The following is a 16,078-nucleotide window of genomic DNA, read 5'->3' on the forward strand; positions in this document are numbered from 1 at the left end:
TGTTTGGTGCCCGCTGTCAGTTGATGGCGGGATCCCTAGCGGACTACCCGGTTGGCACACCCGGGACAACCGATGGAGCCACCCCTCACGCGGCATTGCCGTGTGCATGTCCGCCTGTGGTCTTACCATGGGTGTCAGCACCGTCACACCCCGCAGGAGCATCCCATGAGCGCACCCGTCCGCGAACAGTCCGCCACAACCGCAGAGCAATTCGTCGCGCAGGTGCGCGAGGCATGCGGTGCGCGCAGCATCGCAGAGAGTGAGTTGGAGCGGCGGGTGCTCGCTCACGATGCCTCCCACTATTTGCTTCAGCCCCAAGCCGTGGTGCGTCCCCAGAGTGCGGAGCACGTGGGCAGCGTATTTGCGGCCGCAGCTCGTCACGGCCTGGGACTGACGTTGCGTTCTGGTGGCACCTCGCTGTCCGGGCAGGCCGTGACCGATCAAGTTCTAGTGGACACCCGCCGCCACTTCCGTGACGTGGAGGTCTTGGACAACGGGACCCGGGTGCGCGTTCAACCCGGTGTGACCGTCCGACAGGTCAATGCCCGTTTGGCCCCGCACGGATACAAGCTGGGTCCGGATCCGGCAAGTGAGGCCGCGTGCACCGTGGGCGGGGTAGTCGCCAACAACTCATCGGGCATGGCGTGCGGGACCGAGTTCAACACCTACCGCACCTTGGAATCCATGACCGTGGTGCTGCCGTCGGGAACGGTGATCAACACCGCGGACCCGGATGCGGACGCCCAGCTGCGCGCCGCCGAACCCGAACTGCACGAGGGCCTACTCCGACTGCGGCAACGGGTCATGGACAATCCTGAGTCCGTGCGAACCATCGAGCGGTTGTTCGCCATGAAGAACACGATGGGCTACGGGCTCAACGCGTTCGTCGATTTCGAGGAACCCGTGCGGATCCTCGAGCACCTCATGATCGGTTCCGAGGGCACCCTGGTTTCGTGGCGCAGGCGGTCTTCCGTACCGTCCCCGTTCACCAGTTCGTGGCCACCGGCCTGCTGGTCTTCCCCACGGTGGTCGCCGCGACGAGTTCCGTGCCGCAATTGGTGGACGTCAACTCCGCCACCGTGGAGCTGCTGGACGCCACCTCGTTGAAGGTTTCCCAGCGCACCGGCCAGGCTCCCCCGGTGATCATGGACATCTCCGTGGATCAGCAGGCCGCATTGCTCGTGGAATACCAAGCGGATTCGGAATCGGAGGTGCGGGACCAGGCGCGAGCGGCGTCGTCGTTGTTCGACGAGCTGGGCCTGGAAAGCCCGGCGCAACTGACCACCGATCCCAAGGAACGTGCGAGCCTGTGGACCGTGCGCAAGGGGCTCTACACGACCGTGGCCGGCAACCGACCGACCGGTTCCAATGCGCTGCTCGAGGACATCGTGGTGCCGGTGCCGCAGCTGGGCGAGACGTGCGAGGAACTGACCACCTTGTTCGACGCGCACGGCTACCAGGATTCGGTGATCTTCGGGCACGCCAAGGACGGCAACGTGCACTTCATGCTCAACGAGCAGTTCACGGACCCGGAGCAGCTCAAGCGCTACGAACGGTTCACCGAGGACATGGTGGATCTTGTCCTCGACCGCGGCGGCGCGCTCAAGGCCGAGCACGGCACGGGACGCATCATGGCACCGTTCGTGCGGCGGCAGTACGGCGACGAGCTGTACGAGGTGATGCTCGACCTCAAGCGTCTGATCGATCCGGACTACCGCTTCAACCCGGGCGTGATTCTCACCGATGATCCCACCGCGTACCTGCGCGATCTCAAGACCGCGCCCACGGTGGAGGAAGAGGTCGACCGGTGTGTGGAGTGCGGGTACTGCGAGCCGGTCTGTCCGTCGCAGAATCTTACGCTCACCCCGCGCCAGCGCATCGCGGGTCGTCGCGAGATCGCGGAAGCCGAAATCGCGGGCGAAACGGAGTTGGCCGCGCGGCTGTCCCGCGAGTACGACTACGCCGGCCTGGAGACGTGCGCCGTGGATGGCATGTGCGTGACCGCGTGCCCCGTGCACATCAACACCGGTGACCTGGTGCGGCGCCTGCGGGCAGAGAACCACTCGAAGGTCGCGGATTTCGTGTGGGCGGGCCTGGCACGCTCGTGGTCCGTGACGGCACCCGGCGCAGCCTTCGCATTGTCCGTGGCCAAGCGACTGCCCGCCGCGTTGCCGATCAGTGCGACCACGGTGGCCCGCGCTGTCGTGGGCGCGGACAACGTTCCGCAATACAAGCCTCAACTCCCAGCGGGCGGCCGCTCGCGGGATTTCTTGACGACGTCGCCCGCGAACGTCCCTGCCGAACAGTCCCAGGCCGTGTTCTTCCCCGCGTGCATCGGCGCCATGTTCGGCACGGTGGACGGTTCAGGGCCTTCCGTGTCTGAAGCGTTCTTGAAGCTGTGCCAGCGGGCGGGCGTGCACGTGAGCATTCCCGAGGGGATCACCGCCACGTGCTGCGGTACTCCCTGGAAGTCCAAGGGCCTGCCCACCGGCTACGAGACCATGTCCCACCGCACGCTGGAAACGCTGTGGGAGGCCTCCGATCACGGTCGGTTGCCGGTCGTGTGCGATGCGTCCTCGTGCACCGAGGGGTTGGAGACCATGCAGACCTTGGCGGCGGGATCGGAGAAGTACGCGACGCTGCGCTTCGTGGACGCCGTGGAGTTCGTCTCGGAGCACGTGTTGGACCGACTCACGGTCTCCGAGCCGGTGCGCTCCGTGGCCGTGCACCCCACGTGCTCCTCCGTGCAGCTGGGCATCAACGATCACCTGATGCGCCTGGCCAATGCCGCTGCCGAACGAGCGACCGTCCCCTTCGCGTGGGGTTGCTGCGGGTACGCCGGTGACCGCGGCATGCTGCACCCGGAGCTCACCGCTGCCGCAACAGCTCCGGAGGCCGCTGAGGTGAATGCCACGTACTACGACGCGTACGTCTCTCTCAATCGCACGTGCGAACAGGGCATGACCGAAGCCACTGGCAAGCCCTACGAGCACGTGCTGCAGGTTCTCGAGCGCGCAAGTAGGTGACGCGGGGGCAGGGAAGGCTGCGAGCGACGTCGTCCTCTACGTAGTGATGCGGGACGGGGCCGTCGTTCGATCGGCGGGTAAGTGAGCGGTGCCGTCAGACCGCCCGACGGGGGTGCGGCACGGCTCGCGAGGCCGCTCGCGCCACGGGGACGGTCGACACGAGGCACACCACCACGCCGAAGGCCAGACATGCGATGAAGCCACGGACCGGGCCGATGCCGAAGAGATCGCCCACGAAAGGACCCAGAACGGCAAGCACGAACGGCACCGCGAAACCGGTGTAGGTGAGGGTGTAGAAGACGCCGATGAGCGCGCCCAATTCGTGGGGTTCGGCGACGATTTCCACCTCGCGCAGGCCGGACACCATCATGATGCCGTAGCTGCAGCCCAGGATGATCGCCGCGGGAACCACCAGCAGGGCGCTGTGGAGTTCGATGGCCACGGCACCCAGCACCAGGCCCGCGCTCGCCGCGCCCAGGCCCACGACCGACAGAGGCAGCCAGCCGTACGTGGCGAGTTTCGCGGCGACCGGTTGGATGAAAACGCCCGAGAACATGCCCACGCCAGAGATGAGGCCGAGGTAGGCAACCGGATATTCGACCGTGTCCGTGACGAAACCGGGGATGCTCGTGAACGCGACGGTTGCCGTACCGAAGACCCACGGAGCCCACGCGGCGACCGCCCAGAAGAACCGTCCCGTCAGAGCGATGCGCGGAACGAGCGGCGGCCGTTTGACGCGCCCCTCCGCGGGGAACTGCGTTTCGGGGACGCCCCAGACGAGCGGGATGGTCACGATGACCAGGGCAATGTGCAGCAGGTAGGGCGTGATCTGCGGACCCGGTAAAAACTCCGCGAACTGGCCGGCGATGAGCGGTCCGCCGCCGAAGCCCGCTGAGAGGACAATGGTCGCTCGCCGCGGTCCGGCCGAGGGCCGATCCACACACAATTGCTTGATCCACGCCGAGCCCGAGGACATGGCCATGCCCACTCCGAAGCCCATGATCCAGCGGCCCACGTAGAGCACCCATTCGGGAGCTTGGCTACCCGCAGCCAGAATGCCGGACGCCACGGCCACGAGGATCAGTGCCGGTCTCACGACTGCTCGGCGGCCGTAGTGATCGGAGATGGGGCCGAAGATCAGGAGCGCGGGCACCAGACCCGCGGCGTAGATGCCGAACATCGCGGTCACCGACGCTTCAGAAATGCCGTCCTGATCTCGGTAGACCTCCAGCATGGGCGCGAAAAGGTTGGTTCCGAACCCCACGGCGAACATCGCGAGACCCACGCGGATCCAGGTGCGAGAGGTGATGGTGCCGCCCTTCGACGGAGAGTTGTTGTCACCGGAGGCGGGCCGCGCATTCATATAGGGGACCTTACCTGTGATTCCCGACACGGTGGTCAGTAAGTCATCCGCGCCCGCCTGTCTGCGACCATCCTTGGATTTCACAATCCCGCGTGAGTCCCGCTATGCTGGAGCAGTTGTTTGCGGGCACGCCTGCTTACATCGGGATGTGGCGCAGCTTGGTAGCGCGCGTCGTTCGGGACGACGAGGTCGCAGGTTCAAATCCTGTCATCCCGACCAATGATCCCCTTGTCTTCACCATTCGTGATGGCAAGGGGATTTTTCATATTGGGAGGCCACAGTGACCACTCCGCATGACCGCCGTTACAAGAAGCACGTTCCCGCGGTGATCGGCGAGAAGATCCGCCGCTCTCACGACACCTGGCACTGGCGTGATTCCCAGGTCCACCTGGATCGAGTGGGCCACCCCGATGCCCCCGTGCGCATCCTCCTGGTTCACGGCGCTGGCGGGAACAGCGATGCGTTCTGGCCGTACGCGGCCCACTTCGCTTCCCTCGGGGCGTACGTCACCGTGCCGGACCTCCCCGGGTACGGCATGACCGTGACGAAGAACCCAGGGCGCATCCGCTACGACCATTGGCGCGAGCTCCTGATCGACCTGATTCGCGCCGAGGACGACGAGCGCCCCCTGATCATCCTGGGCGCCAGCATGGGTGGCCTCTTGGCCTACGACGCCGCCGCGGCCACAGGTCTCGCCGCTCGCCTGATCGTCACGTGCCTCCTGGACCCCCGCGATCCGCGCGCGCCGATTGACCTGGCACCCACTCGTGGCGCGGCTCGCGGGGCCATCCTTGAAACTGATTCGCGGACCGCTGGCCGATGTTCGAGTTCCCATCCGGTGGATCGCGGACATGCGCCACGTCTCCAACGCACCTGGACTGGTTCGCGAGGTCATCAAGGACCGGCGCGGCGGCGGAGGCCGAGTCCCCCTGGGATGGATCCGCAGCTACATGGAGTCCACCCCTCTGATGGAGCCCGAGGACTTCACCAACGCCCCCGTGCTGCTGCTCCACCCCGCGGACGACCGCTGGACCCCATTGGAGATCAGCCGCCCGTTCTTCGAGCGCATCGGCGCCCAGAAGTCCTGGCGGTTGCTCGAGAACTGCGGACACTTCCCGGTGGAGGAACCCGGGTTCGAACAGATGACCCGCGCCATACGTGATGAAATTCACATTTTGACCGGACAGGCATAAGAACCGCGTCTCACTGTCCCCCATTTCGCCATTTAAATGCATTTACATTTAAATGAAACACTGCTGTGCCTTGAATTCTCGCGGTTCTTTGCGAACTTACTAATTAGTAACATTCTTTGCGCGTGCCCAGCTATTCCATCTTTTGACCCACAGTTAATCGCATATTCATGTTGAATTTTGCAATCGCACATGCCTAATCTGAATGCTGACTAGTGCGGTTGCTTGAGTGACTGCCAGACCATTCATTACATCGGGCGTTCATTCGGCGGGGGCTGAGAACGCGATCCGATTCACCAGGGGGAGAGCCTTGAGATCAATCACGTCCTTAGTTCACGACGCTTACAGCAGGCGCCGAACCGCAATTATCGTCAGCGCATTATTCTTGACGGCACTCGTCCCGATCATGGTGGATGGGCTCGCGCAATCCGGACTCACTTTGTTGACCTTGGCCGGTGGTCTCTTGGTTCTGATCACCGTGGCACTGATCATGCGTGGCAGCGCCTGGGAACCAGCACTCAAGGGGCTGAAACCCCCGTCAGTAACCGAGGCGGCATCAACCTGCTGCTCTACCTCTCACCGGTGATCTTCCTCAACATCGTTTTCCCCGTGGTCAGCCCCCAGATGGCCGCGGCGACGGTGGGAGCGTTCAGCTCACCTACGTGGTGTTGGCATCTTCGATTACCGTTCCTTGGCTGGCGCAGGCCGCGTGCATGCCCTCGTACCGAGCCATCGGTGGCCTGATGGCCGAGCGCGACATGCAGAAGATCACCCGTCGCTTCTGCGAAGTGTGGCCCGCGATGTTCGCACAGACCCTGCCCTTGGTTCTGGTGTTCGCCCTCCCGCTGTGGTTGGCCACCGGCTGGTCGCTCGAGGCCATGGCGCCTACGTGCTGCTGTGCGGCGCTCACGTTCTGTTCGTGCAGTCGCTGGTCCTCGCCAACGTGGGTGAACGCCGGGGATTGTGGGCCGTTGCCTGGGGTGCCTATGCCCTGTCCTTGGCGCTGGCACCGACCGTCTGGATTCTCCCGCCGCTGCTCGCCGCGGCGACTCAGATCGTGGCCATGGGCCGCAGCCTGACCCACGTCCGCGCCTTCGAGCGTCTTACCCAGCGCAATTGCGCGGTGGATGTTCTGCGCGGTCTCCTGCTCGGCGCGGTCCTGTGGGCGGACAAGTTCGTCCTGTTCCTGGTCACGGACGGAACCTTCCCGGTGGTCGTGGTCTTCATGGCCATGCTCCCGGCCGTGCTTGCCTACAACTTCTACTTCGTGAATCTCGCTCCGCACGTGGATCGCGCGGTGAGCGGTCTGCACAAGGCCATCGAGCACGAGCCCCTTCCCGAGATGGCCTCCCGCTCCACCATGCTCAGCTACATCGTGGACCGTTCGGTGCTGCGGACCGGTGCCGTGGGCATGGTACTGACGCTGGCGGCGTCGTTGTTGCTGGGCGGTTTGCAGCCCGAGAACGCGCTGCTGGCCGTGACCGTCTCCGTGGCCTCGTGGACTTTCATGATGCTCACGCTGCTCAGCTACGAGCTCGACTACATCGGCGAGAAGATCACCGCTCAGGTTCTCGGTGCCGCCCACCTGATCGCCGCGGGTCTGGCCTTCACCCTGCTGGGCACCAGCGGTGCGTACGCGCTGCTCCTGCTGGTCGACCTCGTCCTGGTGGTCGCCGCCTGGGCCCTCTACAAGCGGCACTGGGCCCAGCCCGAGTACACGCTGTTCTGGCGTCACGCCACGTCCTGGTAAACCAACCCACCACCGCGTCCGTTGCCTGCCCGCTCGCTTCGGGTAGTACGACGACGCCGCCCCGGCCGGGACCGTCCGGCCCCACCGATCTGCTCTTGAGGAGCCTCCCCCATGTACCCCTTTGTTCGTTCTCTCGGTAAACACCGCGCCACCGGCCCCGCAACCGATCTCGTGCCCGCGCAGGAACAGGCACAGAAGCACTACGAGGATGTGGACGTGGCCATCGTCATGGAATCCACGTACCCGTACCTCAAGGGCGGTGTCTCGGCGGTCGTCCACGACATTGTCACGGGCAACCCGGACCTGAGCTACGGCATCATCCATATTGCCTGGGACTCCAGTCAGCCGATGGAAGACCTGTACGGCATGCCGGAGAACGTGAAGTGGGTGCGGGTCATCTTCCTCAGCATGCAGGAGCATCGCCATGACTTCATGTCCGTGCGTCCCAAGGACCTGAACATGAACTCCGCTCAGCGAGCGCGACTGTCGAACCGGTTGTTCGACGCCCTGTACGCGTTGTCCGAGCACCGGGACACCGAACCGCTGTGGGAGCTGATCGACGAGGGTCTTAACGAGCGCACCCGCGAGTACCCACTGTGGGCAATCCTGGGTTCGCAAGAGTTCATGCACGCGTTGACCGAGCGGATGCCGCAGCTCGGAATGTCCCTGTCGGAGTCGTTCTGGACCCTGCGCGGTTTCTTCTCGCTGGCCTACGCGGTCCTTGGTGAGACCATGCCCAAGGCTCGTGTCTACCACGCACACACCACCGGCTACGCCGCACTTCTGGGTGCGGCAGCCGCCCGCGATCACGGGACGTCCTTCCTGCTGACCGAGCACAACCTCTACGTGCGCGACACCGTCAACACCCTGTTGGACCGCAACATGGCGCTGTCGATCACTTCCCAGGACTACCGCACCTTCGACGTCTCCCCCGAGCACCGCGCTGGATGGCTTGGTGGATCGAGATGGGGCACTTCTGCTACCCCAGCGCTGAAGTGGTCACCTACCTCTACCCCACCGCAATCACCGAGGCCGCCGAGCTCGCGCGGACATCGACAAGTCCGTGGTGCTGCCCAACGGCATGATCATTGAAGAGTTCGAGGAGAAGTACCACAAGCGTCAGGCTGCGGTGGAGCGGATTGCTGCCGATCCGGACGAGCACACCTGGAAGCTCGTGTACATCGCTCGTGTGGTGCCCATTAAGGGCCTCATGGATCTGCTGTCGAGCATGGATCTGCTCCGCAAGGCAGGGTTCCCCAACCTGCACCTGGACGTGCTGGGCCCCACGGAACACGTACCGGATTACTACGAGGCGTGCCTGGCCAAGATCGAGAGCCTGGGACTCCAGGACATGGTGACCATTCACGGCACCGTGAACGTCCGCGACATGCTCGATCAGTTCGATCTGTTGGTGCTGCCCAGCTACAACGAGGGTCAGCCCATCGTGGTTCTCGAGGCCATGGCCGCCGGCATCCCCACCGTGGGATCGAACGTGGGCGGCATGAGCCAGTTGGTCGGCGATGACCTGGACACCAACGACGGTCGGACCTGGGGCGCGTGTGGTGAGCTGCTGTCCCCCGGTGACGTGGAGGCCATGGCTCAGCAGATCCAGGCCGTGATCGGTGACGTGGACCGTTACCGCTCCTACTGCGTCAATGCCCGGGGACGTGTGGAGGACTTCTTCCAGCTCCACGAGGTCATGTCCTCCTACAACAAGCTCTACCGGATGCTGGGCAACATGGGCGAGGAACGTAACTTCGAGTACAAGGCCGGCGAGTCCCTCATGGCCAGTAGCCAGGCGTCCGAGCGCGCTTCGTGAGTGGAACGGCCCGAGTAGCTGGTGTCGATGATCTCGCTCCAGCCGCCGCAACAGGCGGGGTGGGCGCGTGGATCCGTTACGGCTGGCCCATCAGTCCGGAGCAGATCGACTTCGCGGCCGAGCACTACCGCGTGGCGATTCTGCAACCGTGGGAACTGGGTGCGGCGGCTGAGCTGAAGCGCCGCCGCCCGGACATGACCGTGCTCTGTTACAAGTGTCTGTCCTCCACGCGCAGCTACGAACCCGGCCCGATCTACAGTTCGGGGGTGTCCTATCCCGAGGCCCCGGACGAGTGGTTCGCGCAGCGGCTCAACGGAGATCGGATCCAATGGGCCCGGTACGAGGGGCACTGGCAAATGGCCGTGTGGTCCCCCGAGTATCGGGACTGGTGGGTTCACAATGTCGTGTCCGAGCTGACCGATTCGCCCTTCGACGGCGTGATGGCCGACAACGATGTGTTCGACGACTACTACGGCTTGGACCTGCCCATCCAGGATGCCCAGTCCATGGCGGATTTCCGCAACGGCGTGGGGCAACTGGTGCACGCGGCAGGGAAGGCGCTGAATGACGTCGGCAAGATCCTGGTGCCGAACATCGCCGAATCGCGGCGCGAGCCCGGGCGGTGGATCAGCCACGCAGCTACGGTGGCGGCTTTGAGGAAGTGTGGTTGGGTTTCAGCCCCGTTGACCTCTTCGATCCGGAGACCACCGAGGCGCAGCTGTCCCAGGCTGACGGGCCCGGCATCAGCATTCTTCGGGTGCCCACCGACGGCAATGATGACCACCCCAATTTCGAGTACGGCCTGGCCGCGTTCTGGATCTTCGGCGCGGGGCGCGGGGCCTACTCGGCCACCGCCCACGATGACTACAGCCGCACTCAGCACGTCGCCCAGCTCGACTGGGACTTGGGCGATCCGCTGCACGAACCGGTGCGGCGCGGCCACACCTGGTGGCGCGAATTCACGCGCGGCTGGGCAGCGGTCAACTTCGATTCCGACCGCCGACGACGCCGCCGCGTGCGGGTGCCCCAGGGCATGGTCGACACCCAGGGCCAACCAGTCGGCCCCCGTCTCGTGCTGCAGCCCCGCCGCGGTGTGGTGTTGCGGCGGGGCTGATCAGACGGTTGGCTCACTCCGCGCGGCGGATTCCGGTGCCCGCTGCCAAAAGGTTGAGCATGGCGCTCATTCTTTGATGACGGAACCCGAAGAGCTTACGGAGCTGGGGCAACAAGACCAGCTTGTCGAGGCGGGAACCGAGAACCGAGCGGAATACCACGGTGTCCGTGTAGAAGCACCCGTCCTGGTGCGGTTCGCACGTGTGCGTGTGGTGGTAGTAGCGGAACATCCCACGCATTTGGATGTCGGAGAACTCTCGCCCCTCCGTGTACGAATCCACGAAGGCCGTCCAGCGCACCGGAAGAACGCCCTTGAAAAGCCAGCGAAAGTCGTATGTGCCACCCAATTCACCTTTCTCCGTGGATGACCACTGGAGTTCGAAAGGGTCAGGCATCATCGCGGGGAAACCTTCACGCGACATACAGAGATCGAGAACATTTTGGGGAGACTGCGGGAAGACCGAACTCTTCCTCATCACGGTCACATGGTCCGGCCGGGTTGCGGGATCTGAACCGCTCAAGATGCCCTTCCCCGCGAAAGTTCTAGCCGCAGACAACTGTTCGTCCGTCGCGCGATGCTTCATGGTGAATTACCCCCATCGTCATTTCCCGGCAATCACATTCTTCACGGTTCGCGGGAACCCCTCACTTTGTTGCGACGTCAGCTACTGGCATCACGTTTGTTGTGAACCGCGGTCGTGGCCGCGACGATCAAGACCGTGAGGAGAAGCCCCAGGCTGACGACCAGTGCCACGCTTCCCGGGGTCATGGCCGCCGCATTGAACACGGTGGATTCCCCGCTCACGAGCGTGGTTCCGAGCTGAGTGGTGTACGTGGCCAGGGCATAGGGACTGACGATCACGGCCGGCAACCCCACCATCAGTGCCACGGTGGAGATTCCCGCACCGATCAGTGCGATCGCCACCGGTACGGCGAAGGACCGCAAGAACGTGGAGAACGCCGATTGCAGAGCAACCACGGGGATGCAGCCGACCACGATCAACAACGAACCGAGCCAGTACGTGCTGGGCAACCACCCCGGTATCTGGAAGGCGAGCTTGCCCATCACCAGTACGGTCAGCAGCATCACGACCTGCATGGCCGCGGTCAGCGTGGAAATGGCCACGACCTTGGACAACACCACCTTGTGGGTGGGCACGGACTGGGACATCAGCGCATTCCAGTTCCCGTTCCGGTGTTCGGGTCGCCACACGAGCGAGGCGAGGATGCCGATTCCAATCGGCAACAGCGCCATTCCGTAGAAGCCGATGGAACGGATCCACAGGGTGTGCCAGCCGTCCTCGAACTCTCCGCCGCTCGACAGGGTGCTCAGGGATCCTGAGAACACCGCCATGACGGGGAGCAGCACCACGACGAGCCAGCTGAGTGATCCCTTGAGTTTCAGAAATTCTATCCGGATGACGTTCATAGCTACAGCTCCTGATGGTCGAATCGAGACGTGATGGCCAGGAATGCTCCTGCGCCGATCACGGTCAGCACGATGATGCTGAGAACGGGCATGTCGAAGTAGACCAAGTCCATGCCCACGTAATCGGCGGGCTGGGCCAAGGCGTAGTAGCCCCACGGAGTCAAGTGCGAGATCCATGCGGGGAAGGCGGATCCGAATACGGCCAGGAACAGTCCTCCCACGCCGATGCCCAGGCACACCAGCTGATTCTCGATCACGGCCGAGATCAGGACGTGGGCTGCGAGTACCACCACGTTGATGAGCGTGACCGACACCGTGTAGGACAGCCACAATCCGATGGGGAAGGGATCGGTTACACCGGCCAGCAGTCCCACACCGGCGATCAGTGCGCTTTGAAGCACCGTGGCCGCCATGACCAGCGATCCGAGGGCCAAGAATTTCGCGAGACACAGCTGGCCCGGTGTGGTCCCTGATCCGGCTGACAGCATCCAGCCGTTGCCGCGGTGCTCCACCTCAACCAACCTGCTGGCCATGACCGACAGAAGAATGGGATAGATCATGGTGATCGCGAAACTCATGCTGGCCAGCATCAGCTTCCAGGGGAAGCCATCTCCCTGCGCATCCGCGCTGAATGCACCGGAGGCAAGCGCTCTGAACAGAGTCAAACCCGTAACTCCGATGAGCATGATCCGCGGCAGGACCAGGACCTTCAAATGTCGCATCTTGGCGAACTCATTGGCCACCAGTGCGTCCAGCGTTTGCTTGCTCGATGACGTGGTTGTGGCCGCTTCGGAGAAGGTTGCGGTGCTCATAGTCCCCCCTGACGAGTCAGTTCCTGAAGAGGTCTTCCAGGTTCTGTTCTTCCCGTCGGACATCGAAGACAGCGATGTCCTGGCGGACGAGCGTGGCCACGGCTTGGGCGGTTCCTACGTCGTCCATGTTGGAGATCCGCACGGTCTCGACCGGGCCGGATTCCGTGGGAGTCATCAGGACTTCGCTGGAGTGTTGCACCCCAGCGGAATGGGCCAACACCTCTTGCGCTTGCCTGGGCTGGGAGCAACGCACCAGAAGATTGGGGATCGTCGAGGCGAACAACTCTTCGCGACTGCCCTGGAAGATCATCTGCCCGTTGCTCAGAATGCCCAGGTGCGTTGCAGTCTTATCGATCTCACCCAGCAAGTGGGAGGACACCATGACTGTCACGCCCGCTTGGGACAGGTCATGGAGTAACTGACGGATTTCTTCGATACCCGCGGGATCCAGGCCGTTGGTGGGTTCGTCCAGGATGAGCAGTGACGGTTCTTTGGCCAGAGCATGGCAATCCCCAGGCGCTGCTTCATGCCTAAGGAGTAGTTCTTGACCTTCTTGTCCATCTGCTGCTCGAGCTTCACGGCGTGAACCGCCCGGTCGATCTGCAGACTGCTCAGATCCGACAGCCGTTGCACGATGGCCATGTTCTCTCGACCGGTCAGATGACTGTAACCGGGAGGATTCTCGATCAAGGAACCGATGTGGCCCAGGAGTCCCCGTCTGGTACCGCGGGTCATCGGCTGGCCCATGATGTTGATCGACCCCGCCGAGGTTGAATCAGGTTGAGCAACATCTTCATGGTGGTGGACTTGCCCGATCCGTTGGGACCGAGGAACCCGTACACGCTCCCCGCGGGTACCCTCAGATCGAGGTTCTCCACAACAGTGCGGTCACCGTAGGTCTTGGTGAGTTGATCCGTTTCCACTAGATATGTCATGCCTCTACGGTGCGTCACCGGGGCATTCGTGCGGATCTCCCCTGAGACCTATCTTGGGCTATGCCTTAAGGCATAGCCGCGTCGCGTCCGGTCGGTCACGTGAGTTCATGGCCGGTCGATTTCGACCACACCGGTCTCATAAGCGAGCACCACGGCCTGCACACGATCCCGGACCTGTAGCTTGTCCAGGATGTGCCCGACGTGAACCTTGACGGTCCCCTCACTCAGGACAAGTTCGGTGGCGATCTCCGCGTTGGACAGCCCCTTGGCCAGGTGATGCAGGACCTCGAGTTCACGCGGTGTCAGCCGTTGAATCCGAGCATCCTCCCGCACCGCGGTGCCGCGGGGCGGCGAGAAGTGCCCCAGGAGACGTTTGGTCATCACCGGCGAGATCACGGCGTCGCCCCGGTTCACATGCCGGATCGCGGCAACCAGTTCCTCCATGGGGCAGTCCTTCAGGAGAAACCCGCTGGCACCGGCCTGAAGTGCGTCGTAGGCGTACTCGTCCAGGTCGAAGGTGGTCAGAATCAGAACACGGGGAGCCTCTGTCCCCGCTTCGGAACCGAATCGTTCCTGGATCTGCCGCGTCGCCTCCACCCCGTCCATTTCCGGCATGCGGACGTCCATGAGCACCACGTCCACCGGTGTGGTTTCCAGAACGGTCAGCGCCTCGCAACCGTTTCCCGCCTCGGCCACGACGTCCAGATCCGAGTGGGCACCCAGCGCCATGCTCATTCCCATGCGGATCATTTCCTGATCGTCCACGAGTGCGAGTCGAATGGTCATCGCTGATCTCCTACGGGGATCCACGCACGAACGCGGAATCCCCCGGTTGCTATGTGTCCAGTTTCCAACGTGCCACCGTAGGCGCTGATGCGCTCCCGCATCCCGGTGAGTCCATGCCCTCGAGAATCGCTGCTCTGATCGGTGGGCGGAGAGCCACCGTCATCAACCACCTGGACGTCCACGGAACTCCGGTCGAAGGTCAGCTCAACCACCGCATTGCTGTCCTGCCCCGCGTGCTTGCGCGTGTTGGTGAGGGCTTCCTGGATGACTCGATACACGGTCAGCTCCACACCCGTAGACAGTCGGGGTCGCTGTCCCGCAGTTCGGAAGTCCACCGACAACCCCGTATTTCGCGTGTGCTCCACCAGCTCGTCCAGTTGGTCGATCCCCGGTTGTGGGGCACTACTACCGGAGTCCTCGGACCGCAGGAAGCCGAGCATGGACCGCATTTCTGTCAGTGCACCGCTGCTGGTTTCCCGGACCATTGTCATGGCCTGCTGAGCTCGCTCGGGATCGGATCGAACCGAGGCTATCGCGCCGTCGGACAGGCCACCACGCTTCCCAGATTGTGGGACACCACGTCGTGAATCTCTCGAGCGATCCGATTACGCTCCTCGGCAAGAATCATCCGTTCGTGCGCTGCTTGTTCTCGTTGCAGGTCCACGGCTCGCTGCTCCAGGCTGTGCACGTACTGTCGCCTGACTTTGAGCACAATGCTCCACGTCCAAGCCAAGATGACTATGGCGATCAGAACACCTACATCGCCCAGGTTGACGTACCCCGAACGCACCAACCCCTGCATCGCGAGAATCACCCAGGCGACAGCCGCCACCAAGGCCGGCACCGTGAAGTACCAAGCGAATCGAAGGGTCAGGCTGCACAGCGTCAACAGCACCATCACGTCCGCCACCAGGACATCGATGCCCAACCACAACTGCACAGAGGCGATCCCGGCCGTCACTACAAAGACCGCGACCGGCCAGCGATGACGGAACAGGTAGGGGACGCACAATCCCATGAAAATCAGCAGACCCACCACAACAGGCAGGTCCCGCGGCAAAGCGCCAAGTCCGATGGGCAGGTTGTAGACGAACACCACCGCCACGATCACAAGGTCCAGGATCCTGTTCGCTTGGAAGGGGACCGGGTCACCGCGTCCGCGGGGTATTGCTCAGGTCCAGTCATGGCATGCAGACTGTGGCGTTCTGACTCCATGGTTTCCACGCTACAACGCTGCCCCTGGACGGCCTGTGATGGAATCGACCCATGACAGATCAGCAGCGCCAGCGCCCGTTCGCCCAGGTCGATGTCTTCTCCCGTGAGCCCTACATGGGCAATCCGGTCGCGGTCGTCCTCGATGGCAGGAACCTCAGCGACCAGGACATGGCCCGCTTCTCGCGGTGGACCAACCTGTCCGAAACCACCTTCGTCCTTCCACCCACCTCGTCGGACGCCGATTATCGACTGCGCATCTGGACCCCCGGTGGCGAACTCTCCTTCGCGGGTCACCCCACGCTCGGCTCGGCCCACGCGTGGCTCGAGGCGGGTAATACCCCTCGCTCCAGCGAGGTCATCGTGCAGGAATGCACCGCGGGCCTGGTCGAGGTCCGCCCCACCGACGACGGCGCTCTGACCTTCGCCGCGCCGCCCACCTCACGCTCGGGAAACTTCGATCCCGCCATGCTGGAGCAGGTCACTGCGGGACTGGGTCTGGATGACGAGGAAATCGTGGCCCATCAGTGGGTCGACAACGGACCGGGGTGGGCGGCCCTCCTGCTGCCCTCCGCAGAGGATGTCCTGGCCATCGAACCGGATTACCCGGCGCTGGGGAATTACAAGATCGGCGTGGTGGGCC

14 protein-coding genes, 1 tRNA gene and 4 pseudogenes are annotated in these 16,078 nt (G+C 63.5%); 9 read left to right on the plus strand and 10 right to left on the minus strand.

Annotated features, from left to right (window positions below):
* Positions 1–165 precede the first annotated feature (165 nt).
* Positions 166–3,026: pseudogene (locus YO9_RS0103920) on the plus strand (FAD-binding and (Fe-S)-binding domain-containing protein).
* Positions 3,027–3,120: 94 nt separating this feature from the next.
* Here YO9_RS0103920 and YO9_RS0103925 read toward each other — a convergent pair.
* Entirely contained in the window at positions 3,121–4,389 is a 1,269-nt protein-coding gene (locus YO9_RS0103925; RefSeq protein ID WP_016996330.1) for an MFS transporter, read from the minus strand.
* A 142-nt stretch (positions 4,390–4,531) separates the two neighbouring features.
* Between YO9_RS0103925 and YO9_RS0103930 the strand changes: the two genes are divergently transcribed.
* The 7 genes and pseudogenes from YO9_RS0103930 (at position 4,532) to YO9_RS19645 (ending at position 10,262) form a co-directional block, all read left to right on the plus strand.
* Positions 4,532–4,608, plus strand: a tRNA-Pro gene (locus tag YO9_RS0103930).
* A gap of 199 nt (positions 4,609–4,807) precedes the next feature.
* A complete protein-coding gene (locus YO9_RS21335) occupies positions 4,808–5,551 on the plus strand; it encodes an alpha/beta hydrolase (RefSeq protein WP_223286064.1) in 744 nt (247 codons plus the stop codon).
* Positions 5,552–6,468: 917 nt separating this feature from the next.
* Positions 6,469–7,329: a hypothetical protein gene (locus YO9_RS0103940; RefSeq protein ID WP_016996334.1), complete on the plus strand. Its 861-nt coding sequence runs from the start codon at positions 6,469–6,471 to the stop codon at positions 7,327–7,329.
* A 111-nt stretch (positions 7,330–7,440) separates the two neighbouring features.
* Positions 7,441–8,421: a GT4 family glycosyltransferase PelF gene (gene pelF, locus YO9_RS16665; protein ID WP_223286061.1), complete on the plus strand. Its 981-nt coding sequence runs from the start codon at positions 7,441–7,443 to the stop codon at positions 8,419–8,421.
* Positions 8,393–9,148, plus strand: a complete 756-nt coding sequence (pelF, locus tag YO9_RS16670; RefSeq protein ID WP_262925567.1) for a GT4 family glycosyltransferase PelF — start codon at positions 8,393–8,395, stop codon at positions 9,146–9,148. The genes pelF (YO9_RS16665) and pelF (YO9_RS16670) overlap by 29 nt, the downstream gene beginning before the upstream one ends.
* 194 nt (positions 9,149–9,342) lie before the next feature.
* Positions 9,343–9,696, plus strand: a pseudogene (locus YO9_RS19640) (putative glycoside hydrolase); the annotation flags it as partial.
* Between the two features lie 119 nt (positions 9,697–9,815).
* Positions 9,816–10,262: a putative glycoside hydrolase family 15 protein gene (locus tag YO9_RS19645; protein ID WP_262925568.1), complete on the plus strand. Its 447-nt coding sequence runs from the start codon at positions 9,816–9,818 to the stop codon at positions 10,260–10,262.
* A gap of 13 nt (positions 10,263–10,275) precedes the next feature.
* On the opposite strand, the gene YO9_RS0103955 is transcribed toward YO9_RS19645, so the two are convergent.
* From YO9_RS0103955 to YO9_RS19655, 9 genes and pseudogenes are all read right to left on the minus strand, one after another.
* Complete coding sequence (locus tag YO9_RS0103955; protein WP_223286062.1) at positions 10,276–10,608, minus strand: SRPBCC family protein; 333 nt, start codon at positions 10,606–10,608, stop codon at positions 10,276–10,278.
* A gap of 314 nt (positions 10,609–10,922) precedes the next feature.
* Positions 10,923–11,690 (minus strand): ABC transporter permease, encoded by a 768-nt coding sequence (locus YO9_RS0103960; protein ID WP_016996337.1) that lies wholly within the window; start codon positions 11,688–11,690, stop codon positions 10,923–10,925.
* A 2-nt stretch (positions 11,691–11,692) separates the two neighbouring features.
* Positions 11,693–12,502 carry an ABC transporter permease gene (locus YO9_RS0103965; RefSeq protein ID WP_016996338.1) on the minus strand — a complete coding sequence of 270 codons (810 nt, stop codon included), beginning with the start codon at positions 12,500–12,502 and terminating at the stop codon, positions 11,693–11,695.
* A gap of 16 nt (positions 12,503–12,518) precedes the next feature.
* Complete coding sequence (locus tag YO9_RS16675; RefSeq protein WP_396350722.1) at positions 12,519–12,884, minus strand: hypothetical protein; 366 nt, start codon at positions 12,882–12,884, stop codon at positions 12,519–12,521.
* 30 nt (positions 12,885–12,914) lie between these two features.
* Positions 12,915–13,001 (minus strand): annotated as a pseudogene (locus tag YO9_RS21340) (hypothetical protein); the annotation flags it as partial.
* 50 nt (positions 13,002–13,051) lie between these two features.
* Positions 13,052–13,437: pseudogene (locus tag YO9_RS21345) on the minus strand (ATP-binding cassette domain-containing protein); the annotation flags it as partial.
* Between the two features lie 105 nt (positions 13,438–13,542).
* Complete coding sequence (locus YO9_RS0103975) at positions 13,543–14,223, minus strand: response regulator (RefSeq protein WP_016996339.1); 681 nt, start codon at positions 14,221–14,223, stop codon at positions 13,543–13,545.
* Complete coding sequence (locus YO9_RS16685) at positions 14,220–14,714, minus strand: sensor histidine kinase (RefSeq protein ID WP_262925571.1); 495 nt, start codon at positions 14,712–14,714, stop codon at positions 14,220–14,222. Before YO9_RS16685 ends, YO9_RS0103975 begins: the two co-directional genes overlap by 4 nt.
* Positions 14,715–14,752: 38 nt before the next feature.
* Positions 14,753–15,334, minus strand: coding sequence for a histidine kinase (locus YO9_RS19655; RefSeq protein ID WP_016996341.1), 582 nt, complete (start codon positions 15,332–15,334; stop codon positions 14,753–14,755).
* A 155-nt stretch (positions 15,335–15,489) separates the two neighbouring features.
* On the opposite strand from YO9_RS19655, the gene YO9_RS0103985 reads away from it, so the two are divergent.
* A partial coding sequence (locus YO9_RS0103985; protein WP_016996342.1) for a PhzF family phenazine biosynthesis protein occupies positions 15,490–16,078 on the plus strand: 589 nt, incomplete at its 3' end.

Origin of the sequence: Kocuria atrinae C3-8 (genome assembly GCF_000286355.1) — a bacterium.
Taxonomy (GTDB): Bacteria; Actinomycetota; Actinomycetes; order Actinomycetales; family Micrococcaceae; genus Kocuria; species Kocuria atrinae_A.